Origin of the sequence: Xylanibacter ruminicola, from assembly GCF_900142525.1 — a bacterium.
In the GTDB taxonomy this organism is placed as follows: Bacteria; Bacteroidota; Bacteroidia; order Bacteroidales; family Bacteroidaceae; genus Prevotella; species Prevotella ruminicola_A.
The window spans coordinates 1-23642 of record NZ_FRBD01000015.1; the positions used below are offsets into that span (position 1 = coordinate 1).

12 protein-coding genes and 2 pseudogenes are annotated in these 23642 nt (G+C 49.4%); 7 read left to right on the top strand and 7 right to left on the bottom strand.

Features of this window, described 5'->3' with window-relative positions; genetic code table 11:
• Both BUB86_RS10245 and BUB86_RS10255 read left to right on the top strand, forming a co-directional pair.
• A partial coding sequence (locus BUB86_RS10245) for an AMP-binding protein (RefSeq protein WP_139261557.1) occupies positions 1 to 1998 on the top strand: 1998 nt, incomplete at its 5' end.
• Between the two features lie 519 nt (positions 1999 to 2517).
• The gene (locus BUB86_RS10255; protein WP_073209109.1) at positions 2518 to 3954 is read left to right on the top strand and encodes a DKNYY domain-containing protein; all 1437 of its coding nucleotides are present in this window, start codon (positions 2518 to 2520) and stop codon (positions 3952 to 3954) included.
• 21 nt (positions 3955 to 3975) lie between these two features.
• Here BUB86_RS10255 and BUB86_RS10260 read toward each other — a convergent pair whose 3' ends face one another.
• Positions 3976 to 4713, bottom strand: coding sequence for a type IV toxin-antitoxin system AbiEi family antitoxin (locus tag BUB86_RS10260; protein WP_254795147.1), 738 nt, complete (start codon positions 4711 to 4713; stop codon positions 3976 to 3978).
• A gap of 385 nt (positions 4714 to 5098) precedes the next feature.
• Positions 5099 to 6904: a sensor histidine kinase gene (locus tag BUB86_RS10270; protein WP_073209116.1), complete on the bottom strand. Its 1806-nt coding sequence runs from the start codon at positions 6902 to 6904 to the stop codon at positions 5099 to 5101.
• Positions 6905 to 7025: 121 nt separating this feature from the next.
• On the opposite strand from BUB86_RS10270, the gene BUB86_RS10275 reads away from it, so the two are divergent.
• A complete protein-coding gene (locus BUB86_RS10275) occupies positions 7026 to 8624 on the top strand; it encodes a transporter substrate-binding domain-containing protein (RefSeq protein WP_073209118.1) in 1599 nt (532 codons plus the stop codon).
• A complete protein-coding gene (locus tag BUB86_RS10280; RefSeq protein ID WP_073209120.1) occupies positions 8621 to 9499 on the top strand; it encodes a transporter substrate-binding domain-containing protein in 879 nt (292 codons plus the stop codon). The genes BUB86_RS10275 and BUB86_RS10280 overlap by 4 nt, the downstream gene beginning before the upstream one ends.
• Here the strand turns inward: BUB86_RS10280 and BUB86_RS10285 are convergent.
• Together BUB86_RS10285 and BUB86_RS10290 are read right to left on the bottom strand one after the other, a co-directional pair.
• The gene (locus BUB86_RS10285; RefSeq protein ID WP_073209122.1) at positions 9492 to 9797 is read right to left on the bottom strand and encodes an STAS domain-containing protein; all 306 of its coding nucleotides are present in this window, start codon (positions 9795 to 9797) and stop codon (positions 9492 to 9494) included. The two genes, BUB86_RS10280 and BUB86_RS10285, sit on opposite strands and share 8 nt — an antisense overlap.
• Positions 9772 to 12171: a SpoIIE family protein phosphatase gene (locus BUB86_RS10290; RefSeq protein WP_073209124.1), complete on the bottom strand. Its 2400-nt coding sequence runs from the start codon at positions 12169 to 12171 to the stop codon at positions 9772 to 9774. The genes BUB86_RS10285 and BUB86_RS10290 overlap by 26 nt, the downstream gene beginning before the upstream one ends.
• 178 nt (positions 12172 to 12349) lie before the next feature.
• Between BUB86_RS10290 and BUB86_RS18295 the strand changes: the two are divergent.
• A pseudogene (locus tag BUB86_RS18295) lies at positions 12350 to 12937 on the top strand (amino acid ABC transporter permease); the annotation flags it as partial.
• 369 nt (positions 12938 to 13306) lie between these two features.
• Positions 13307 to 14659 (top strand): annotated as a pseudogene (locus tag BUB86_RS18300) (ATP-binding cassette domain-containing protein); the annotation flags it as partial.
• Positions 14660 to 15094: 435 nt separating this feature from the next.
• Here BUB86_RS18300 and BUB86_RS10315 read toward each other — a convergent pair.
• Both BUB86_RS10315 and gyrA read right to left on the bottom strand, forming a co-directional pair.
• A complete protein-coding gene (locus BUB86_RS10315) occupies positions 15095 to 16309 on the bottom strand; it encodes a hypothetical protein (RefSeq protein WP_073209126.1) in 1215 nt (404 codons plus the stop codon).
• Between the two features lie 78 nt (positions 16310 to 16387).
• Positions 16388 to 18916 (bottom strand): DNA gyrase subunit A, encoded by a 2529-nt coding sequence (gene gyrA / locus BUB86_RS10320; protein ID WP_073209129.1) that lies wholly within the window; start codon positions 18914 to 18916, stop codon positions 16388 to 16390.
• Positions 18917 to 19135: 219 nt separating this feature from the next.
• Between gyrA and BUB86_RS10325 the strand changes: the two genes are divergently transcribed.
• Positions 19136 to 21667: an ATP-dependent Clp protease ATP-binding subunit gene (locus BUB86_RS10325; protein WP_073209131.1), complete on the top strand. Its 2532-nt coding sequence runs from the start codon at positions 19136 to 19138 to the stop codon at positions 21665 to 21667.
• Between the two features lie 28 nt (positions 21668 to 21695).
• Here BUB86_RS10325 and BUB86_RS10330 read toward each other — a convergent pair whose 3' ends face one another.
• Entirely contained in the window at positions 21696 to 23627 is a 1932-nt protein-coding gene (locus BUB86_RS10330) for an NAD(+) synthase (RefSeq protein ID WP_073209133.1), read from the bottom strand.
• Between the last annotated feature and the right edge of the window lie 15 nt (positions 23628 to 23642).

Genomic DNA, 23642 nt, shown 5'->3' on the forward strand with positions numbered 1-23642 from the left:
CTCCATCATGCAGGACTGAGGTCCTACTGTGCATCCATGGCCGATGTCCTTAGTTTGACAAGATCAGATAGAATAAGCCTTCACCGCCCCTTCACATTCGACGCACACATACAGGACTTGTTCCCGCCGTTGACCGTAGGTGCCAGTGTGCATATTATTCCAGAGACGATACGACGTGACATAGAAGGCATCAAGATCTTTGTTCATGAAAATGGAATCACCGGTGGTAGTTACACAACCTCTTTAGGCGCGCTGCTGCTTGAGGGCACTCCCCTTCCACTACGCTACATGACACTGACGGGTGAGAAGATGGCAGGTCTGGTTTGTGGTGATGTACAGCTGTTCAACGGCTATGGGCCGACGGAATGTACAGACCTTATCTCGATATTCCGTTTGGAGAAAGGCATCGTGTATGACAACATTCCTATTGGACGTCCCATGGCAAACAGCTGGTGTTTCATTACGGATCAATACGGACATCTTTTGCCATGCGGCATGGCGGGCGAACTGTGCTTTGCCTCCGTACAGGTAGGCCGTGGGTACTGGCAGTTGCCGGAGCAAACTGCTAAAGTGTTTGCCGACTGTCCGTTCATAGAGAAAGATGCATGGGGACGGAAGATGCGGATGTACCGCACCGGCGACCTTTGCCGCTGGAACGAGCAGGGAGAGCTAGAATATCTCGGCCGCATTGACAATCAGGTGAAGCTGAGAGGCTTCCGCATTGAGTTAGGTGAGATAGAAAGCCGGATGATGAAGTATGACGGCATCCATCAGGCTGTGGCTTCGGTTTATGATGGACAGCTGCTTTGCCTGTACTATACTGCAGACAGCGATATAGACGAAGGTACTCTGAAGGAATTCCTTGCACAATCGCTGCCTGATTATATGGTACCTGCTGCTTACATCCATTTGGACGAGTTGCCACTAACCCCCAACGGCAAGATAGACAGACGTAGGCTGAATGAGCAGAACAATCCAATACAGTCTGCCGACATGCAACAAGTAAGTCCTTGTAACAAAATAGAGGAAACACTATTGGAGATTGCTCACGACGTACTTGGCCGGGAGGATTTTGGCGTAACAGATAATTTGAAACTATTGGGAATGAATTCCATTCATGCCATGCGGATTGCTATTCGCGCACAGCAAAAGGGATATGCCATCCGAGTTGCAGAATTGATCAAATACCAGACCATCCGTCAACTCCATGTAGATGGCATCTCCATGTCGCGCTGGCTCAATGTGCAGGATAAGGGGAAACCCATAGTGGTGTATGTGCTAGGTATCTCTGGAGAGACGGAAAGCTGTCATTTGATGCAGGAATTACAAGACAAATACCGCGTCTTACTTTTCGAAAATCTGACAGAAATTTATACAAGTCTGTCAGACAAGAATGTTGATATGTTGATGGATGACTACTTGTCAATACTTCACAAAGAACTGAATGGAGAAGGTGTCCACGCCTTCATTGGACACAGTTTTGGTGGAGAAATGGCTTACAGGCTTGCAGGCAGATGGAGCCTACTGTCCGATTGGAGGACACAAGTCGTTGTTCTTGACAATGTGCCATGGACTGATAGCATGGAAAATTTCTGGAAGTTATTAAAGGACAGGATTGATGACAAGCATCTGACGTTACCTAAAACAGTAGCTGAACTTTTGGAGATGTCTATACTGATTAAAGATATTGTAATTCAGATGAGGAGAACTTCAAATGTATGTCCTAGTTATGATTTACCAATTCATCTGTTTGTGAGTACAAAACATTCAGGTATAGATGATGTCTTTAATTATATCAATGAAATGGATACAGAAGAGAATAGGACAGTTCTTTCAGAAATTTTAGATACTGATGATATGGCAAGAACCATAGATGTAGAAGGAATGTGGCATAAGAATCATAAGGGATCCTTAACCGTAAGCTACATTCCAGATACGCACATGGGGATGCTGAAAAAGGAATATATTAGTTTATACTTAGATTCTCTAACCCTATAAAGTTATTATTATGGCGAATTATTCATCAATTTATAGTGAAATGGAATCGTAAGTCCGGTCTCTACACGGACAACCAATCATATCTGAATCCTTTTGCACTTGCTGACGGATGAGAAACAGACTTTGCGGCTCAAAGACAGCATAAAGCCCCTATAATGCTTGACGGGGTAAGGGGAAACTGGGCGAGGACAACACGTAATTGCACCTGTCGTGGCTGGAGATTCCGCAGATGGAGGGCAAGACGGCAAAATTAGTCCGCATGACTATTAGTTGCGGATTTTGGAGAATTAACGCCGCTCGAGCTCTGCTCGCTTGCTACCAAAGGGACGCAAGAATTCGGCCTAAAATAAAGGTAAAACGGGGAAAAATGAGGAAGTACGAAAATGAGGGTAACGCAAATCAGGGCAGAACACATTTGCACACGAAACTCCAATTGAAGCAGAAATGAAAATTAAGTATCCATGGGGCTGAGCAGTCATGATAGCGCCGAAATGATAGGAATGCTAATTAAATGAATGTATGGAGCGAGAAATGACAGATAATTCCCAACCAAAAGGATTAGCTGCTCGCATATTGGGAGAGCAGCCTACAGGTCTTCAGAAAACATTTTTCTGGCTTATGATCCTATCGCTCACGTTGTGGCCGTTATTGTTCTTCGTGTCTTTATTCTTCTTCGATGCTCCTATCCGTACGACTGTTGACGAAATCAGCCGTTGGGGTATGGTGCTGACCATTTGGCTTTATCCCCTCTATTTGCTGCCCTTAATGAGATCGTGGTTCCAATTGTCAAAATGTCTGCGGGCAACCTGGCTTTTCTATCTATGCCCTCTGATACCTATTATTATATTCTTCTCGTTTGTGGAATTAGCTTCAAGTGAATACGCAGCGAAGAAACCTAAAGGATATGATCCTGCAACTTTCGAACGCTTAAACGAATCATTCGCAAAAGACATCAATCATGTATATTTTTATAATGAGATTCTGGAAGATGCGAATCCAAAAACTTTCCGCGCTTTAGACGAAGATTATTCAGCTGATAGTCGGCATGTCTGGTATAGAAAAGATATTATCGAGGGGGCCAATCCACAGACTTTTGTAGCACCAGAGAAAAACAACTCTCTTGATATTTCTATCGATCTTGCTCATGATGACCACGATTATTATAACCAGAACAATCCTCTTCACGTTGCAGATATGGGCAGTTTCAAGCGGATAGATGGCAGTTGGGCTGTGGATCGTCAGAATGTCTATTATATTGGACTTGAAGCCGAAATAGGAAAAGACATTGTGCCTATAGGAGATTTCCGCACGTTCAGGGTCTTGAATGATTTCTATGCAGCTGATGCTAAATATGTGTATTACAAGAATAAGGTAGTAGAAGGGGCTGACCCAAAGACTTTTGTCGTGCTGGATGGTGGAAATGACTATGGACAAGATAAAAATCGCGTCTATTATCAAGATTGTGGAACAACAATACGAAACCTCGATGCTTTGAAGCACAGGAATATGGGCAACGGCCTGTATGAGACATTCCATACCGATGGTAAGACGGTATATAATCCTGAGCTGATGGCAATGCCCGTTGGCACAGACTTTTCGACTATCCACAGGGTAGAACGTTATCGCGACTGGTATGCAGACAAAAACCGGGTTTACTATGAAAACCGTCTTTTACCTGAAGCCAACCCCCAGGCATTCAAGGTCTTTCCGATACACTATGTGTCAAAGGATTATGTGTCAAACAATAATAAAGATTTCGATTACTCCTATGACGGAAATCGCGTATATTATCGTGATTCATTAATGCATGGAGTAGATGTCGCCTCCTTCATTTGTGGCTATGATTATGTTGACTCCATTTCATTTGCCTTCGACAAGAACCGTTATTATCAGGGGAGGCCCAATCCGCGTCTCGAAAAACTTCGTCAAGGCAAATGTCGAGTTGACAGCGAATGATTGACATAGCTGTTCTGTTAATCATATATCATCTGTTTCTATTTGAACGTTTATATTTATCTTCCATCGGCTATCCCTGTTTGATGGATTATCTTCTGCTGATGTACTTAAAGGCTTATATACCATGTGGACAGACTTAGAATACAACTGTTCGTAGAGTTCATCCGCTAAGGTAGTCTCATCTATGATTTTTTCCAATATATAACCAAGTCGTTGCCATGTAACAGTTTTGACATAAGACATAATCAGCCGAAACTGGTTACGAATGTCTATTTGCTCAGCCAGTTCTTCAAGGATGGTAGCCACTCTTGAAAGTCCACCCACATGCTGTTGATATTGGATAAGGTCAGCAGCCGTCAAGAGTGGATTGGAGATGCGGATGGTTCCAGTTTCGGTATTCTTAATAATGAAAGCCTCCTCTGGTAATCTGTCACGATAGAACCAATCAATGGTTACATTACGAGTTGAAACTACCCGACGCTTTGGAAAAGTTGTCATGACAGAGAACTGTTGGGGACGCTGGTGAGCTGCACCAAGATGTTCTGCCGCACTAAGCATACAGACATAGTAAGGCTTGCCAAGATAGGACATCAACTGGTCAATATAATAGTTTGCAGGAATGGAACCTCTTAAAATGTAATGAACAGGGAAAATAACATAGAATCCCCTGTAAACGTTAGCAATGGTTTTATTAGCGCAAAGCCTTGAAAGTTCATTCTGAAGAATCTGCTCAGAAGAATACATACCAGTATTTCTCACATCCTCAATGGAGAACGTGGGATAACCATGTATAGCTCTGTCCTTTATCCACTTTTGAAGAGTCATGTCAATACTTTTTGGTGCAAATATAATAAAATTTTTATTATTAACGAGTTTTGATAAGCAAAAATGTGCTTTTCTTTTATATTTTTTAAGGAGTGGTGGACATAATATCCTCCAATTTACTAATCTTTTTCATAAAAACAATGACATAATACTTCATCCGATTCTCATAGTTTCGTAATTTTCGACGCGACTGCACCATCCGAAGGAAACGTCTGCACCAAAGCTCAGGTAGCAGCCGCCAAGGCCAAGGGATGGGAGGCTTTTTACGATGACGGCGAAAATTGGATAGTATATGAAGGCAGCGAGTAGAGACTGACAGCTACGACTGCAACCTCGTCGAGTTGCTCTTCTTGATGGGAATGTCGAAGATGAAGCGGGTGCCCTCGTGATAGTCGGCATCGTACCAGATGTCACCACCCAAGAGTTTTACGATGACCTTACAAACGGATAGGCCAAGACCTACCAGCTTCACGTTGTTGCCCATCTCGCGGAAGGTGTCGAAGATGTGTTCGCGGCGCTCGGGAGGGATGCCCTGACCGGTATCGGTAACGCTGATGCGAACCATGCCGCCATACTCGGTACAAGCCACGGTGATGACGCCCTTCTCGGTGTACTGAACGGCATTCTCCAACAGATGGCGAAGCAGCGTTTCGAGCGCCTCCTGATTGGTCTCTACCACGAAATCGTCGGTCAGATCGCTCTCGAAGAACATACGCACACCTTGATTACTGCGCGCACGCATTGAGTCGACCATGTGACGGCAGATGTGATTAGGCGATAGCGTGTAGTTGACGGGCAGCGACTTCTTACTCTCGTAGAGCGACAACTCAGCCAGTTCGTCGATGAGTTTGGTGATGGACTTAGAACTGTTCTTGATCATACTGCTAAGCTGTTGGCGCTCGTCGGCCTGAAGCTCATACTCCTTGGTGCCCAGAATCTCGCTGAAGCCCTGAATAGGATTAAGCGGCGCGCGCAGCTCGTTGGTGATGTTGGTGATAAACTCGTTCTTCATGTCGAAGGCTTTCTCGGCTTGCTTGCGAGCCTTGTCGAGCTTGGCATTCTCGCGCTCCAGGCGGCGTATGCGCACCCTGTGGACAAAGATGAACGCGGCCAGCACCAACAGCACTACACCTATTATAATAAAGGTAATAACGTAGCGCAGCTGGGCGTTCTCCTCCTCCAGCATATTCTGCTCAAGCTTCATGCGCTCGTTGTTCATCTGAACATAGCAGCTGGCAACCACATTGCCGTGCGACACAAGCACGATAGAGTCGTTAATCTTCTTGAACTTAGCCATATACTCGTAGGCCTTGGCATCATCGCCCATGCGGTGATAGATAATAGCCATACGCTCGGCACGGGTCTCTGGCGAGAGGTCTTTACAGAGTTGCAAAGCCTCATTGTAATTACCATTCAGTATGTGATGATTAACCTCGACTACGGGTTCGATGGTGCCGATGCCGTCGGTCTTTTTCAGCTCCATCAGCACATTGTAGATGCTATCGTAGAGCTCCTTGTTATTCTTGTTGAAGGCAAACTGACTGATGCGATAGAGTGCCCTACCCTTGTGGATGGGCGCCACGTTGGGCTCGGCCAGAATCTGGCGGGCAAACTTCAGTCCGGCCTTCTGATCCTTGCGGTGGTTGGCTATCTTCATCAGCTCCTGCAGATCGTCGCCGGCACTCTCGCCCGGGAAGTACTTGTGGCGGAAGTCGACCGCCTTCAGGAAGGTTTCCTCGGCCAGCTGGTAATCCTGTTTCTGCAGCGCATTGACGGCGCGGATGTGCAGGGCTACATAGTTGCCCCAAAGGCTGTTCTGCGATACAGCATAGTCGGCCAGACGGCCTACTATCTCCTCGGCCTTACCATAGTCCTGATGGGTGGCCTCGTAGGTACTCTGATGGCCCCAAGCGGTATAGAACAATCGCTCGTTGCCCTGCTTCTTACTCTCGGCCTTGACTTGCTCTGAAACCTCGATAAACTTATCGCGCTCGGGGGTACTGATAAGTTTCAACATCTCTGCCTGAAGCTTGTCAAGCTTATCGGCGCCTGCACCTGCGGCCTTAGCGGCGGGACTAACTAGCGTAAAAACGGTTAATAGCAATAGATAAAAATAACGGTTCATAATACATGGATTAGTGATTACGGAGGCAAATATACAAAAAAATTTGGTTTTTTGCTTGCATTTAATCAAAAAATAGCGTAACTTTGCAGAATATAATGAACTAATTACCTATTAACACTGTATGTTACGACTTTTGATAATCATACTATGCTTTACGCTCTACCTGCCCACCACGAAGGCCCAAACGGGCGGCCAGAGATATTACACCGACGAAAACCCGCTGGTGTTTGAACACTCGTATAATCTGTATCCGTACTCGTATATTAACGACGAGGGCAAGCCCGAAGGCTACTTTATCGACATCATCGACATGCTGATGAAGGAGATGGGAATACCCTACGTGATAGAGCTGAAACCGCAAAAAGAAGCGCTGAAAGACCTGAAGGCGGGTAAAGCCGACCTAGCGATAGGATTGGGTGACATCTACGACGAGCAGTTTGGCCACTACGGCCGCATCACGCTGACGTTGCTCACCCAGAGCATCGTAACCCCACGAGGCAAGGCGGTGAAGGTGAAGAACTTTAGCGACCTAAGAAACGAGAAGGTAACGGTACAGGACTCGAGCATGGTGCACCACCTGATGGTGGACTACGGATGGGCCGACAACGCCATAGTAAGTAAGGAGATAAGCGAGGAGATACGCGAGATAAACGAGAAAGGCGAAGGACAGATAGTGTGGAACACACCATCGCTGAAGTGGCTGATAAAGCACTACCAGCTGAATAATCTGAAGATTTCGCCCGTAAACATGCCTCACGGCGAGTGCAAGTTCATATCCAACGACCCATACATACTGGATATGATAGAGCGATTCTATGAATACAAGTACAGCGAGGGCAAGATAAAGGCACTGGAGGATAAGTGGTTTGACGAGCAGCCCGAGCCCGAAACCGAGGCGCAATGGCACTGGTATGTAGCCATATTAGGTGCGCTGCTGTTGCTGGGCGCCATCGTATATCTGCTGATAGAGGTGCGCCAGAACCGAAAGGCCACTCAGACCTACCACCAGATGACACAGAATCTGGCTAAGGTGGCCGAGCACAACAAATACAGATTCTGGACTTACTACGTAGACGAGCAGAAATACATATGGCGCGATGAGAACGGCAACGAGCTGTTTACATGCACCCCCGAGGAGTTTGCCAAGAGATACAACAAGAAAGACTACGACCTGCTGAAAGAGGCCATGGACCGACTGATAAGAAAGAACATGGACTCCCACGGCCACATAGAAAGCGAGGAAGAGCTGGAGTTGAAAGCCCGCGACGAGGAGTTGGGCGACGAGAGGCTGCACGGATTTGTGGTACACCTATCGGTGCTGAGTCGCAACCACCACGGCAAGCCTACCGTGATTATAGGAACCAAGAAAGACGTGACCAAGGAGATGGCACAGAAGGAGAAGAACCAGGAACTGTCGCTACGCCACCTGTCGTTGTTCTACAACAACGAATCGGGCATACTGTTATTCGACCAGAAGGGATACCTGCAAGATGCCAACCAGAAGGCAGGCGAACTGCTGATGTGGGACATAGACCAGGCAGTAGAGAAGCACGTGCACATAAACACCATACTGGGAGCCAGCCACCAGATAAAAGAGCTGAGCGAGGCCGACGGCATGAAGGGCGTGATGAGCTGCGGTGCCGGAGTTGTGGACTACCAGGTGAAAAACATTATGAACGAGAACAACGAACTTATAGGACTTTACGTATTCTGCATATGAAGATGATACACCGACAACTTACCGCCATCATACTGCTGCTGGCCGTGGCCACAAGTGCAGCAGCACAATCGCTGAGCGAGAGATACCCCACCGAACGCCCGGTAATCATAGTGTGCAACTATAAGAAACCTGCGGGCTACTATCTGGATGTGGCCAACAAGATGGCCGAAAAGATAGGCGTGAAATTAAAGTTTGAAACCCAAATGGGCGATGCCGGTTGGGACAACTTTGTGAACGGCGAGGCCGATCTGATACTGACTAACAACGAGAAATACGATAGGAGCGGCTACACCACATCGAAGAGTATTGTAGACTATCAGCGCGTAAGTGCCGACTCGATAACCGAGATGCACCTGACGGGAAAAGACCGCCAGCTGATGGAGCAGATAGACGATACCTACATGCGTATGAAGCAGAACGGCGAGATAGAAGAGATACAGCAGCGGTGGCTGCACCCCGAAAAAGCCAAGACCGAAACACCGAAGACGGTGATACATCTGGCCAACGCACTGCTGATACTATCGGCCATACTCATAGTGCTGGGACTGATGCGAATGTGGCATATACACAAGACGCGCAAGCACACGGCCGAAATAAAGGAAATGATAAACCAGGCACAGCACATGCACAACAGCTATGTATACCAAGACGACAAGGCCGCCCACGACCTGAAGCTGAAGTATGATGCCATTATGTGTAACCCGTTTGTGGCCATAGCCTTCTACGACAAAAACGGCCGACTGGTGGAGATGAACGAGACGATGAAACGAACCAGACACGAAAACACGGCCTACCTGCGCCAGCCGCTATATAACGCAGATGGCGAGGTATCGAACTACATAGTAGCCGTAGACAAACGAAAACTTACTACTTGAACTTAAACAGGTTGACAAATCCAGTAGTCTGGAACACATCCTTTACTTCGGCATTCAGTCCCTTGATGTAAATGTCGCAATGATTGGCGCAGCAGCGCTGGTCGATAGCCATCAACAGGCGTAGACCGCTGGACGAGATATACTCCAGGCGACTGCAATCGATGACAACCTCGTAGTTCTTGTAATCGAACAGAGGTTCTACTTCCTTCTCGGTCTGACGTGTTACCGATGTGTCGAGACGTCCGTCGAGAATCAGCGTTACGCGATGATCATCATCCTTTCTGATTGTTGCTTCCATCTTGATCAGTATTTTTATTTAATTTCTTTATCATTGTCAGCACGTTCTGCCCGTCGATGTAGACATACGATACATCGTCCATATAGTGGCGTATCAGGTGAATACCCAGTCCGCCCACAGAGCGTTCTCTTACATACTTGTCGACATCAACCTCGGGCATCTTGGTGGGGTCGAAACGCTCACCGCGGTCGCGCAGCACAAAGTGTATCTCATCGTCATAGGCCGTAACATCCAGATACACATGGCCGCGGGTGCCCTCAGGATAAGCATACTCCATGGCATTGACCACAGCCTCTTCGATGGCCAGATGCACGCCCGAGCGGTCGAGATCGTAGAACTTCATATCGTCGCAGATACCATCGATAAACACCGTGAGCACAGGCACCTCCTGCACATCGTTATTAAACAGAATGCTGCGGTAATACAGCTTGGGGTCAACATTACCACGATACTTGATGGCCAGCAGCGAGATATCGTCCTTCTGAGGAATGAAGTTGACGAACTGGCGCTCGGTCATACGGATATCCTTCACAAACGTGCGCGAGTCGAGGCGCTTGGCAGCCAAGCGGATGGCCTCCTTAAACATACGGTCGCGGCCGTACTGCTTCAGGTCTACTGTCTCGGCCTCGGTAAATCCATCGGTGTAAAGGAACAATGTGGTGCCCGGCATAATCACGGTTTCCTGCTCGGTATACTCCCACTCGGGGCGCAAGCCCAAAGGAATGTTATTATCAGTACGCAGGAATCGGGTGTGCGAACCCACCAGCACGGGCGGTTCGTGGCCCGCATTGGCATACAGGAACTTACCGGTGGCCAAATCAATCACGCCCATAAACAGCGTAACAAACATGAACGAGTCGTTACTCTGACACACCGAGCGATTGATCGATTCGACTATCAACTTGGGCGATGTATTGATCATCGACGCACTACGGAACATAGAGCGCGTTACGGCCATTACCAGCGATGCGGGCACTCCCTTACCGGCCACATCGCCGATACTGAAGAAGAGCTTCTCATCGCGGATAAAGAAGTCGAAGAGGTCGCCGCCCACCTCCTTGGCGGTAACCACCTCGCCATAGATGTCGATATCGGTACGCTCGGGATAAGGAGGATACTGCTTGGGAAGCATGCGCTGCTGGATATCGCTGGCAATCTTCAGCTCCTGCTCCATAGCCACCTTAGAGGCCGTAGTCTCCTTAAGTTCATCGATATAGCCGGTGAGCGACACGCGCATTTCGCCAAAGGCCGTACGCAGGGCATCGATCTCGCGGCTCTTAACCGCGGGCAGTTTCATGTCGAAGTTGCCCTGAGCCACCTGATTGGCGGCCGTAACGAATCGCGACAACGGCCGCAGATTGGACACCAGGAAACGATGGCAGAGAAAGTTTATCAGCACCACTCCTGCAAATAATACGGCCAATATCCACATGGCCAGCACATTACCATTGTGGTAGATAATGGCATCGGGCACAATGACTACTACGGTCCAGTCGGCATACTTTACAAACGAGTAGAATATCCACGACTTGGTGCCATCATTATTAATATGAGTCATGCCGCTCTCGCCAGCCATCATCTTGCGACCCACGGCATCGTCGAGCGTATCGGGGCTCTGGGCGGCTATATCCTGGAACTTGCGCTTCAGCACGCGGTTCTCCTCGGGATGAATTAGGTAGGTGCCATCGTGGTCGATGATGAAGCTATACGACTGCTCCTTGAATCCCTTCTCATAGCGTTCGTGGTTCTCGGCATCAACACGCTGATGGCGCAATCGCAACCAGTTGAGCGATACATCGGCACCAAGAACACCTACTTTGTTGCCACGGGCATCGCGAACATGCGTTGCGTAAGTAGTAGTTAGTTGTTGCGACGCTGCGCGGTCAAAATAAGGCGGAGTCCAATCGCCTTCATTATTCTGGAATGCAGCTTTATACCATGAGTGCACCAAATAGTCGGGGTGCTTCTCGTTCATCTGTTTGCCTTTGACTACACCAGATGAATCGCGCCAGGCATAAATCTCGTAGTTATGCCCACGCTCGGGATAGAAATCGGGTTCGAATATCAATCGGCAACTCGACATGTACATGTTCTGGCTAACCATGCGTTCGAGGTGAGCCTCAAGTTTGTCGGGGTTGTTCAGGTCGCACTCAATATCATAAATGTTATTGATGGCGGCCACGTAGACATCTGAAAGTACACCGCGAATCTTCTCGTTGGCATGCAGTACAACGCCATCGTAGCGCGATTCGGCCTCACGAGCCATAGAATCTCTGGTAAGATAATACACTACCGCCATGATGATAGCCGACATCACAATCAGCACCATCATAATTCTCAGACTCAATCTATTGGCAAGGGTTAGCCTCTTCATTTTGCACCCGTTTTAAGTTAATAGATGGTGCAAATATACAAATAAATTATGAAAACAAGGCAATATTTGCGAAAAATGTGTTATCTTTGCAGCAAGCAATAACTGAAAATATATAAATATGATAGAAAAGGTAATTGAAAGTTTTAATAACAATCTGATTGCAGAGGATCGATACAGAATGATACTCGACGGTCTGCAGGTTACTCTCGTTATTACGCTTTGTGCGGTGGTTCTGGGTACGCTGTTAGGCGGACTGGTGTGCTGGATGCGCATGAACCGCCGACCGTGGCTGCAACAGGTGGCCAGGGTGTATATCGACCTGATGCGCGGCACCCCGGTACTGGTGCTGCTGATGCTGATGTACTATGTGGTGATGGCACCGCTGGATGCTACGGGCATCGTGGTGGCTATCGTAACCTTTGCCATGAACACGGCTGCCTACATCAGCGAAATGCTGCGCACCGCCATTCAGGGCATAGACCGCGGGCAGACCGAGGCTGGACTGGCTTTGGGCTATACGCAACGACAGACATTCTTGAAGATTATACTACCGCAGGTGATCAGGACGGTGATGCCGGTATATCAGGGCGAAGTGGTGAGTCTGCTGAAGGGCACGAGTATCGTGGGCTACATAGCTGTGGCCGACATGACACGCGCTTCCGACCTGATTCGATCGCGCACCTTCGACGCCTTCTTCCCGCTCATCTTAACAGCCATCATCTACTTCCTGATGGCATGGCTCATCGGACTGTTGTTGCAGTCGTTGGTGCAGCGCCAACGGATGAAAGCCCTCATAGCGGCGGTGATGCTGGCGATAGGTGGAACGATATGCTATGTGCCAACACTGGCTGAGGGCAACACAGCCACCAACACCAAGGCTACTGATGACGCTACGCCATCTGTATTCCAGGCACTCAGCGGCAAGCAAGTGGGGGTTGTCATCGGCAGTATTCAGGATATGGCAGTAACCAGATTGGCGCCCGAAGCCAACATTCTGCGCATGACCAGCGAAACCGATCTGCTGGCATCTTTGGAGAACGGTAAGATTGATGTGGCCGGCGAAGAGAATCTCTCGGTGACATTCAACAAGGAAGTTGCAGCCAAGATCGACACAGTGAGTGCCGGAATACCACCTATGCCTATAGGTGCCTGCTTCCGCCTGGACAATACCCAGCTGAAGCAGGACTTCGACAGTTTCCTGAGCGACATCAAACACGATGGCACATACCAGCAGATATTCGACCGCTGGAGCAGTACCGACAACCCGTCGACGGTAGCCATACCACAGCAGCGTGGCACAGGCCAGACACTGCACGTGGCCATCTATCCCGGCATGCCGCCATTCAGCTTTATCAGTTCAGGACAACCCTCAGGCCTGGAGATTGATATACTAACGGAGTGGGCCAACCGCCGTAACTGGCAGATAGAGTATCTGAGCATGGACTTTGCCTCGCAGATACCTGCCGTGCAGACCAACAAGGTAGACATGGCTATGGGCTCTATCAGCATTACCGAGGAGCGACAGAAGCAGGTGCTCTTCTCTGAAGGATACATCGATTCGCACATTGTGCTGGCTACCCGAAAAGGCGAAGCCAGCATATTGACCAATCCTGCCCAACCAGCGGCTGAGGAAGGCGATGCCCCCATTTGGCCCTGGGCAGCAGCTATACTCATTGTAATAGGTGCCGGCGCATGGCTGTACCTCCGCCGCAAGCCGAGTGCTCGCCCCCGCACCTCCTCACCTTCTCACCCCCTCAGCTCCGACGCCCCTATCATCCGCATCGCCAGTCTGAAGAAGAGTTATGGCACCTTCGATGTGCTACGCGACATCAACATTGATGTGCACAAGGGCGAGGTGATTTCTATCATCGGTCCATCGGGCACGGGCAAGAGCACCTTCCTGCGATGCCTGAACCTGCTGGAGAGCCCCACCAGCGGCAGCATACTGATTAACGGCGAAGACATCCTGTCGGCCCAGGCCGACGTGCCTATGCTGCGCAGACGTATGGGTATGGTGTTCCAGTCGTTCAACCTGTTTAACGGCATATCGGTGCTCGATAATATCTGCCAGGCACCTATCCAACTGCTGGGCAAGAGTCGGGAGGAAGCAGAGCAGCGAGCCCGAGAGCTGCTGCAGATGGTGGGACTGGCCGAACGTGCCGACGCCCTACCCGACCAGCTGTCGGGCGGACAGAAACAGCGCGTAGCCATTGCACGTGCACTGGCCATGGATCCCGAGATTCTGCTGTTTGACGAACCAACATCGGCTCTCGACCCCACGATGGTGAGCGAGGTATTGGGCGTTATGACACGACTGGCTCGCGAGGGCATGACGATGATTGTGGTGACCCACGAGATGCGCTTTGCCCGACAGGTAAGCAGTCGTGTGTTGTTCTTTGCCGAAGGTGTGGTTTATGAAGACGGTACGCCCGACCAGCTGTTTGAGAATCCGCAACGTGAGCGCACCCGACAGTTTATCAAGCAGATACACGAGACGACATTCGACATTGAGACAGAGCAGTTCGACTGGTTTGCCATGATGGCACAGATGGAGCAGTTCTGTCAGCAGCAGAACCTGTCGCGCCAGCAATGTGCCAGCGTGCTCCACGTGCTGGATGAGTCGCTGGGCATCCTTTTGAAGGAAAGAAAGGCCGACCTGCCAGGCTCGCGCATCACGCTGTCGCATACAGAACAAGACGACACACTGCAGCTCACCATCAACAGCCCGAAGGCTATCAACAGCGAGGTATTCAATCTGGAGAGTGACGATTTAGCGATAACCATACTGCGCAACTTCTGCCGCGACATCAAGATTGACGGCACCACGCTCAGCATGCAGATCTGAACAACGAATAGCCGTAACAAAGAACCAGCCGGGAGATAGAACACTCCCGGCTGGATTTTTTGTATATATAGACGTAGATTAGCGTGACTCCTCTTCGGCCTTCTTGGTCTCAGGAGCATTCTCGCCGTAGTAGTTGTAGTATGCGTTGTAGCGGTTGTAACCCCACTTAGCCTGGAGCATATCTGGATCGAGCTCCTTAGCCTTGTCGAACAGAGTGATAGCCTCCTTGTAGAGAGCCTTCTTCTTAGCGGGATCCTCAGTATTCTGAGCCTGAACAACGTAAGCTGTACCAGCATAGGTAGCAATAACAGCGTTGTCGCTCTTTACCTCGTAAGCCTTTTTGAGGTACTTTACAGCCTCCTCAGCCTTCTGAGCCTGAAGCAATGACAGACCCTTATCGGCCAGAGCTACGAAGTTGTTAGGATCGGCAACAAGAGCGTCGTCGAGAATCTTCTCGGCAGCCTCGTTCTGACCAAGACCAAGCAGTGTGTTATAAAGCTTCTCCATTACACCGTTTACCTTGTGCTCGGCATAGATAGCCTTCAGGCTCTCGGCATACTTAACAGAGTCGTCCTTTGTCTTCAGACCGTCGCCCAGAATCTCGAGCTTCAGGTTGAGGGCATTCTCGTACTCCTCAGGATCCTTCATAGCGATATCAGCCAGCTCAAGAGCCTTAGCCATATCCTTGTCCTGATAAGCGAAGATAGCAGCGAAACGTGCTACCTGACCGAAGAATGGCTTCTGGTGGTCACGATTCTGATCCTTGAACATAGGAGCTGCATCGCTCTCGGCGAAGAGCTGCCAGTACTTACGTGCTGAAGCATTGTCCTTAGCGGTAAGGGCGTCCTGACCAGCGTTAACCAGCTGGTTACGTGGAGAGAGCCACAGGCGCTGAGCGTTCTTCTTATCAAACTTAGGAGCTACCTTACCCTTCTCGTTGGGCTTCTGGTCGTACTTATCGCACTCCAGTGCAGCTACGAGGGCATTGTAAGCCATATCTGACATCAGCTTAACGTCAACAGGCTTCTCTTCCTTACCCATCTGCTTTGCAACCTGGTTCTCAGTCTGAATAGTGCTCTGAGCCTCGTACTGAGCCATAGCCAGGTCAACGAGCTTGTTGTAGGCCTTAGCTTTTTCAGCATCTGAAGCCAGAGAGCCGAGATTGCTCTTAACAAGAGCTTCTGCTTCTGCATAGGTCTTTGCCTTGAGGATAGCCTTCAGGGCGTCACTGTCACCGGCAAATGCGGTAGCGCTGGCTACCATCATCACTGCCATCATGAATAACTTTTTCATACTCTTAAAAATTTGGTTATACCATTAATATTGATTGATTCTCTTTTTTCTCTTTTGACGTGAACAGAGAGCCAAGGTTTAATCCTTGGTCTCTGGTTCGGTCTGTACGGCCTCGTCGGCAATCTCGGCTTCCTCGATATCCTCTTCCTCGGCCTGAGAGTGCATTACCTTACATACGGAGGCAATCACATCGTTCTTCTTAGCCAGGTTGATGAGGCGTACGCCCTGAGTAGCACGACCCATGACACGGACATCGGCCACCTTCAGGCGGATGAGTACACCGCTCTTATTGATAATCATCAGGTCGTTCTCGTCGGTTACCACCTTGATAGCTACCAATCGGCCGGTCTTCTCGGTGATAGCGAGGGTCTTAACACCCTTGGTACCGCGGTTGGTCTGGCGATAGTCTTCAACCTCTGAACGCTTACCATAACCGTTCTCGCTGACTACCATGATAGTCTCGGTGTTAGGATCGTTCACGCAAACCAGTCCTACAACCTCGTCGTCGTCGCCATCAAGACGCATACCGATAACACCGGTAGACACACGGCCCATGGTGCGAACAGCATTCTCGTCGAAACGTACGGCACGACCATTGCGGTTGGCCATCAGCAGCTCGTTATGACCGTTGGTCAAGCGAACGCCTACTACCTCGTCGCCCTCGTTCACGTTGATAGCAATCACACCTGCAGCACGTACATTCTTATAAGCAGCCAGACAGGTCTTCTTGATGATACCCTGCTTGGTAGCAAATACTACATAGTGTGAATTGAGGAACTCCTCGTCGTTGAAGTTCTTGATACGCAGAACTGCATTGATAGAGTCATCGGGCTCGATGTTCAGCATGTTCTGGATGGCGCGGCCCTTAGAGTTCTTATCGCCCTCAGGTATCTCGTAACACTTCTGCCAGTAGCAGCGGCCCTTCTGAGTGAAGAACAGCAGCGTGTTGTGCATAGTGGCAGGATAGATATACTCGGTGAAGTCGTTGTCGCGATGACGGGCAGCCTTAGAGCCCATACCGCCACGGCTCTGCTCGTGGAAATCAGACAATGGAGTACGCTTGATGTAACCCATGTGAGAGATGGTGATGACAACAGGATCATCGGGATAGAAATCCTCTGCATTGAACTCGTGGTCGAATGGGATAATCTCGGTACGACGCTCGTCGCCATACTTCTCCTTCACCTCGAGCAGATCCTCCTTCATCACTTCCTTACAACGCTCTGGGTTATCCAGAATCTCCTGCAACTCGGCGATGAGCTTCTGCAAGTCGTCGAACTCCTGGTGGAGCTGATCAACACGCAGACCAGTGAGCTGAGCCAGACGCATATCTACGATAGCCTTTGACTGGAGCTCGTCGAGCTCGAAGCGCTGCTCCAAGTTACGCTGGGCATCGGTTGGAGTCTTAGAGTTGCGGATGATATGTACTACCTCGTCGATATTGTTAACGGCAATGATCAAGCCCTCCAGAATGTGGGCACGCTCCTGAGCCTTGCGCAGGTCGTACTTGGTGCGACGAATGGTGACATCGTGACGGTGCTCTACGAAGTATTTTACACACTCCTTGAGCGAAAGCAGACGTGGACGACCCTTAACCAGAGCGATGTTATTAACTGAGAATGAGCTCTGTAGAGCTGTCATCTTAAACAGTTTGTTAAGCAGTACGTTAGCGTTAGCATCGCGCTTGCAGTCAACCACGATACGCATACCCTGACGACCTGACTCATCGTTCACGTTAGCTACACCCTCAATCTTGTGCTGGTTAGCCAGATCGGCAATGTAAGCCACGAGGTCGGCCTTGTTCACACCGTAAGGAATCTCGGTTACTACGATCTTGTCGTGAGTCTCACCGCTCTCAATCTCGGCCTTGGCACGCATCACGATACGGCCACGACCAGTCTCATAAGCATCCTTCACACCCTGCAGACCATAGATATAAGCACCTGTTGGGAAGTCGGGACCTGGGATGTACTGCATCAGGCCATCGGTATCGATATCGGGATTGTCGATATAAGCGCAGCAACCGTCAATCACCTCGCCCAGGTTGTGGGTTGGCATATTGGTAGCCATACCTACGGCAATACCATTACCACCGTTTACCAGCAGGTTAGGAATCTTGGTAGGCATAACGGTTGGCTCTTCGAGCGAGTCGTCGAAGTTAGGTGCCATGTCAACGGTTTCCTTGTCGAGGTCGTCCATGATGTGCTCACCCATCTTTGAGAGGCGGCACTCAGTGTAACGCATGGCTGCAGGCGAGTCGCCGTCGACCGAACCGAAGTTACCCTGACCATCGACCAAGGTGTAACGCATGTTCCAGTCCTGAGCCATACGCACCAGGGCTCCATATACTGAAGAGTCGCCGTGTGGGTGATACTTACCAAGCACCTCACCTACTACACGCGCACACTTCTTATAAGGTTGGGTAGAAACGTTGTTAATGTTCATCATACCGTAGAGAATACGGCGGTGAACAGGCTTAAAGCCATCACGAACATCAGGAAGGGCACGTGCCACAATGACTGACATAGAGTAGTCGATGTAGCTCGATTTCATTTCTTCCTCGATGTTGATCTTAATAATTCTGTCGTTGTCGAATGTTTGATCCATCTTGTTATTTTACAATTTAACTATTTACGATTTTTCGATTTTCGCGTTTAAGGCCATTTTTAAGCCCGCTGACGCGTTTTAAACCGTGCAAAGGTAGTAATTTTATTGCAACCAAACAAAGATTTTATGCTTTTTTAGAGGAAAAAATATCGATTTTATGGCACGATGTTTGCAAGAATTGTTGTAACTTTGCATTAAATAAATAATAATAAGGTATAAATGACAACTCAATTTTCGCCCAAACTATCAGAAATACTGGCATACTCGCGTGAAGAGGCTGCCAGATTGGCCAGCCGTTCGGTTGGGCCAGAGCATCTGTTGTTAGGCATACTGAGAACCAAAGAGGGGCCAGTGATAGACCTATTTAAAAGACTAGACTTGAACCTGCAGGCTGTAAAGACCGAACTGGAGCAGAGAGTTAGGGAAGACGAGATAGGTACACCTATACACACCACCGACTTGGTGCTGAACGAGAAAGCCAACAACGTGCTGAAGTTGGCTGTGCTCGAAGCCAGAATACAGAGAGCTACAAAAATAGACGAACAGCACCTGCTGTTGGCCATACTGCACGATATAGCCAACAACGGCGCTAAACAAGTATTAGAACAGAACAATATGACATACGACGACGCTATGGCCATGCTGTTTGCTCCCAAGAACACCAACGTGAGCAACGGAATCGGTCTGCCCGACGACTATGAGGAGGAATACGAGGATACAGGCAGCGGTAAGAACTCGGCTGGCAACAACCAGCAGAACACCACGACTGCCCAGAAGAAGACTGCCTCGAAGACACCGGTACTCGACAGCTTCGGTACCGACCTGACAAAGGCTGCTGCCGAAGGAAAACTGGATCCCTGTGTGGGACGTGAGCGCGAGATTCAGCGCATCATCGAGATTCTGGGGCGCAGAAAGAAGAATAATCCTATATTAATAGGTGAACCAGGTGTAGGAAAGAGTGCCATTGTAGAAGGATTGGCACAGCTCATTGAAAAGCGCCACACCAGCCCTATGCTGTTTGGTAAGCGCATCTATACCCTCGACATGACGGGTATTGTGGCTGGCACCAAGTATCGCGGACAGTTTGAAGAGCGACTCAAAGCGCTGATGAAAGAGCTGGAGACAAACCCTGATGTCATCGTGTTTATCGACGAGATTCACACCATCATCGGAGCAGGTTCTACGCCTGGCAGTATGGATGCTGCCAACATTATGAAACCCGCATTGGCACGCGGCACGATACAGTGCATTGGTGCTACCACGCTGGATGAATATCGCGAAAGCATTGAGAAAGACGGAGCCTTGGAGCGCCGATTCCAGAAGGTGCAGGTAGAGCCTACCACCAACGAGGAAACACTGCAGATTCTGCATAACATCAAGGATCGCTACGAGGAGCACCACCACGTGACATATACCGACGAGGCGCTGGAGGCTTGTGTCAAATTGACAGACCGCTACGTAACCGACCGCTTTATGCCCGATAAGGCTATCGACGCTCTGGATGAGACGGGGTCGAAGGTGCATCTGGGTAATGCTCAGATTCCACCAGAGATTATTGAGAAGGAGCAGGAACTGGCTGAGGTCAAGGAGAAGAAAGGTCAGGCTGTGAAGAACCAGAACTACGAGCTAGCCGCAGGTTATCGCGACCGTCAGGTTCAGATAGAGAAAGACCTGAAGGAGCTGAACGAGAAATGGACTAACGGCGAGGGCGAGACACGCCAGGTGGTAGATGCTGACCAGGTAGCCGAGGTGGTATCGATGATGACCGGTGTGCCAGCACAGCGAATGGCTGAGCAGGAAGGTATCCGTCTGAAAGGTATGGCCGCAGAGCTGAAGAACAACGTGATAGCACAGGATGCTGCCATCGACAAGATGGTGAAAGCCATACAGCGCAACCGCGTTGGACTGAAAGAGCCTAATCATCCTATCGGCGTATTCATGTTCCTTGGTCCTACCGGTGTGGGTAAAACCTATCTGGCCAAGAAACTGGCTGAGTTTATGTTTGGCAGCACCGATGCACTGGTACGTATCGACATGAGCGAATATACAGAGAGCTTCAATACATCGCGCCTGATTGGTGCGCCTCCAGGATACGTAGGTTATGGAGAGGGCGGACAACTGACAGAGAGAGTGCGCCGCCATCCCTACTCTATCGTACTGCTCGACGAGATAGAGAAGGCTCATTCGAATGTATTCAACCTGTTGTTGCAGGTGCTGGACGAAGGACGCATGACGGATGGTAACGGCCGACTGGTTGACTTCCGAAATACGGTGATCATCATGACGTCGAACGCAGGAACACGCCAGCTGAAGGACTTTGGTCGCGGTGTAGGTTTCAGTGCAGGTATCGGTACAGGTCTGATGCTGAACGAGAAGGACAAGCAGAATGCACGCGATATTGTGCAGAAGGCACTGTCGAAGCAGTTCTCGCCAGAGTTCCTGAACCGACTGGATGAGATTATCACCTTCGACCAGCTGGATCTGGATGCCATCAAACGCATTATCGATGTAGAGTTGAAGGGACTGTACAGTCGCATAGAACAGATAGGTTATCATATAGACCTGAGCGACGAGGCCAAGGAGTTTGTTGCCTCAAAGGGTTACGACGTACAGTTTGGAGCCCGTCCGCTGAAACGAGCCATACAGAACTATCTGGAAGACGGCATCAGCGACATCATCGTGAACGGCAGCCTGAAACCAGGCGACACCATCCACATAGAGTTAAAAGAAAATGAGTTAGCCTTCAGCTAACTCATTTTCTTTTTCATTTTTTCATTTTTTACAGCGTCTCGCACTCCTTCAGCCATAGTGCTGACGATGCATCGCTTGGCATACGCCAGTCGCCACGTGGTGAGAGACTGACACTTCCTACCTTAGGACCGTCGGGCAAGCAAGAACGCTTGAACTGCTGATTGAAGAATCGACGAGAGAAGGTGGTGAGCCACTTCTTGACTGTTTCTTCATCGTAAAGTGCAGCCTTATCTTCAGTAGCTGTGCAGAAAGCACGCTTGGCCAGCAGGAATATCTTCTTGGGACTGAAACCGTAGCGCAGGAAATAATAGATAAAGAAATCATGCAACTCGTAAGGCCCCACGAGGTCTTCAGTCTTCTGCTTGATATTACCCTGTTCGTCGGCTGGAATCAGCTCGGGCGAAATAGGTGTGTCAACAATGTCGAGCAGCGTCTCGGTGGCCATCTCGCCAGCCACAAAGCTAACCAGATAACGAATCAATGTCTTGGGTACACCTGCGTTGACACCATACATTGACATGTGATCGCCATTATAAGTGGCCCATCCCAGAGCTAGTTCTGAGAGGTCGCCAGTACCAACCACAATCGCATTCTCCTTGTTAGCCACATCCATCAGAATCTGTGTGCGCTCGCGAGCCTGCGAGTTTTCGTAAGTAATATCGTGTATGCTGGCATCGTGCTGGATATCGGCAAAGTGTTGGGTAACGGCTTTGGCAATACTGATTTCGCGAATGGTAACACCCAATGTCTCCATCAGCTTCAGCGCATTGTTATAGGTGCGATCGGTGGTACCGAATCCTGGCATGGTGATACCGACGATACCCTTGCGGTCGAGTCCAAGTTTATCGAATGCCTTAACGGTAACAAGCAGGGCTAGTGTAGAATCCAGTCCGCCACTGATGCCGATAACCGCTTTCTTACCATTAATATGATACAAGCGCTTGACTAATCCCATGACCTGAATGTTCAGAATCTCCTCGCACGACTCCTGCATGTTCTCACTCTTAGGAATGAAAGGATACGGGTCGATGTGGCGGGTGAGCTGGAACTCGCGTGTTGCAGTCTGCTTGCAGTTGATGATACGGGCAGCAGCACCACGCTGAGCATTGATAAATGTGGTATTGGTACGGCGCTCTACATGCAGCGCTTCGATATCAATCTGGCACATCTTGAGCTGTGGCTGCAGTGAGAATCTGCTACCCTCTTCCAGCAGTCGGCCGTTCTCGAATATCATGGCATTGCCACCATAGACTACATCCTGTGTAGACTCTCCGAATCCACAACTTGAGTAGACGTAGCCACTAATCATACGGGCACTCTGCTGAGCCAATAGCGACTTGAGGTAGGCATGCTTACCTATCAGCTCATCGCTGGCAGAGAGGTTGAAGATGATATCGGCACCAGCCAATGCCAGATTATTGCTTGGTGGTGTTGGCGCCCAGACATCCTCGCATATCTCGATACCGAACTTTACACCATCGCGGGTAACAAACACCTGGGGCTCGGCAGAAACATGAACAGGACTACCTGCAAAATAGATATCGCAAGGATTCAGGTCTTGTGATGATGCAAACCAACGCTTCTCGTAGAACTCGCCATAGTTGGGCAGATAAACCTTGGGAACGATGCCCAGCAACGTGCCGCTCTGCAGTACAGCAGCACAGTTATACAGTAATCCGTTGACCACTACAGGCAAACCCACAATAACGATAGTATTGAGCTTACGGGTAAAGTCGAGCAGTTTGACAACGCCCTCCTCGGCATGATCGAGAAGCAGCTGCTCCTTAAACAGATCCTGGCACGAATAGCCTGTAATACACAGCTCAGGGAATACGATAATCTCAACACCACGATCTTCGGCCTGAGCTATCAAACCCTCAATCTGCTGAACATTATACTCCACATCGGCCACCTTTACCGTGGGCACGGCTGCTGCTACGTTTACAAATCCGTATTTCATAGTTTTACTTTTTGA

Coding starts and splice junctions, on each gene's coding strand:
- BUB86_RS10255 (WP_073209109.1), top strand. CDS start 2,518: ATGGAGCGAGAAATGACAGATAATTCCCAACCAAAAGGATTAGCTGCT.
- BUB86_RS10270 (WP_073209116.1), bottom strand. CDS start 6,904: ATGAACCGTTATTTTTATCTATTGCTATTAACCGTTTTTACGCTAGTT.
- BUB86_RS10275 (WP_073209118.1), top strand. CDS start 7,026: ATGTTACGACTTTTGATAATCATACTATGCTTTACGCTCTACCTGCCC.
- BUB86_RS10280 (WP_073209120.1), top strand. CDS start 8,621: ATGAAGATGATACACCGACAACTTACCGCCATCATACTGCTGCTGGCC.
- BUB86_RS10285 (WP_073209122.1), bottom strand. CDS start 9,797: ATGGAAGCAACAATCAGAAAGGATGATGATCATCGCGTAACGCTGATT.
- BUB86_RS10290 (WP_073209124.1), bottom strand. CDS start 12,171: ATGAAGAGGCTAACCCTTGCCAATAGATTGAGTCTGAGAATTATGATG.
- BUB86_RS10315 (WP_073209126.1), bottom strand. CDS start 16,309: ATGAAAAAGTTATTCATGATGGCAGTGATGATGGTAGCCAGCGCTACC.
- gyrA (WP_073209129.1), bottom strand. CDS start 18,916: ATGGATCAAACATTCGACAACGACAGAATTATTAAGATCAACATCGAG.
- BUB86_RS10325 (WP_073209131.1), top strand. CDS start 19,136: ATGACAACTCAATTTTCGCCCAAACTATCAGAAATACTGGCATACTCG.
- BUB86_RS10330 (WP_073209133.1), bottom strand. CDS start 23,627: ATGAAATACGGATTTGTAAACGTAGCAGCAGCCGTGCCCACGGTAAAG.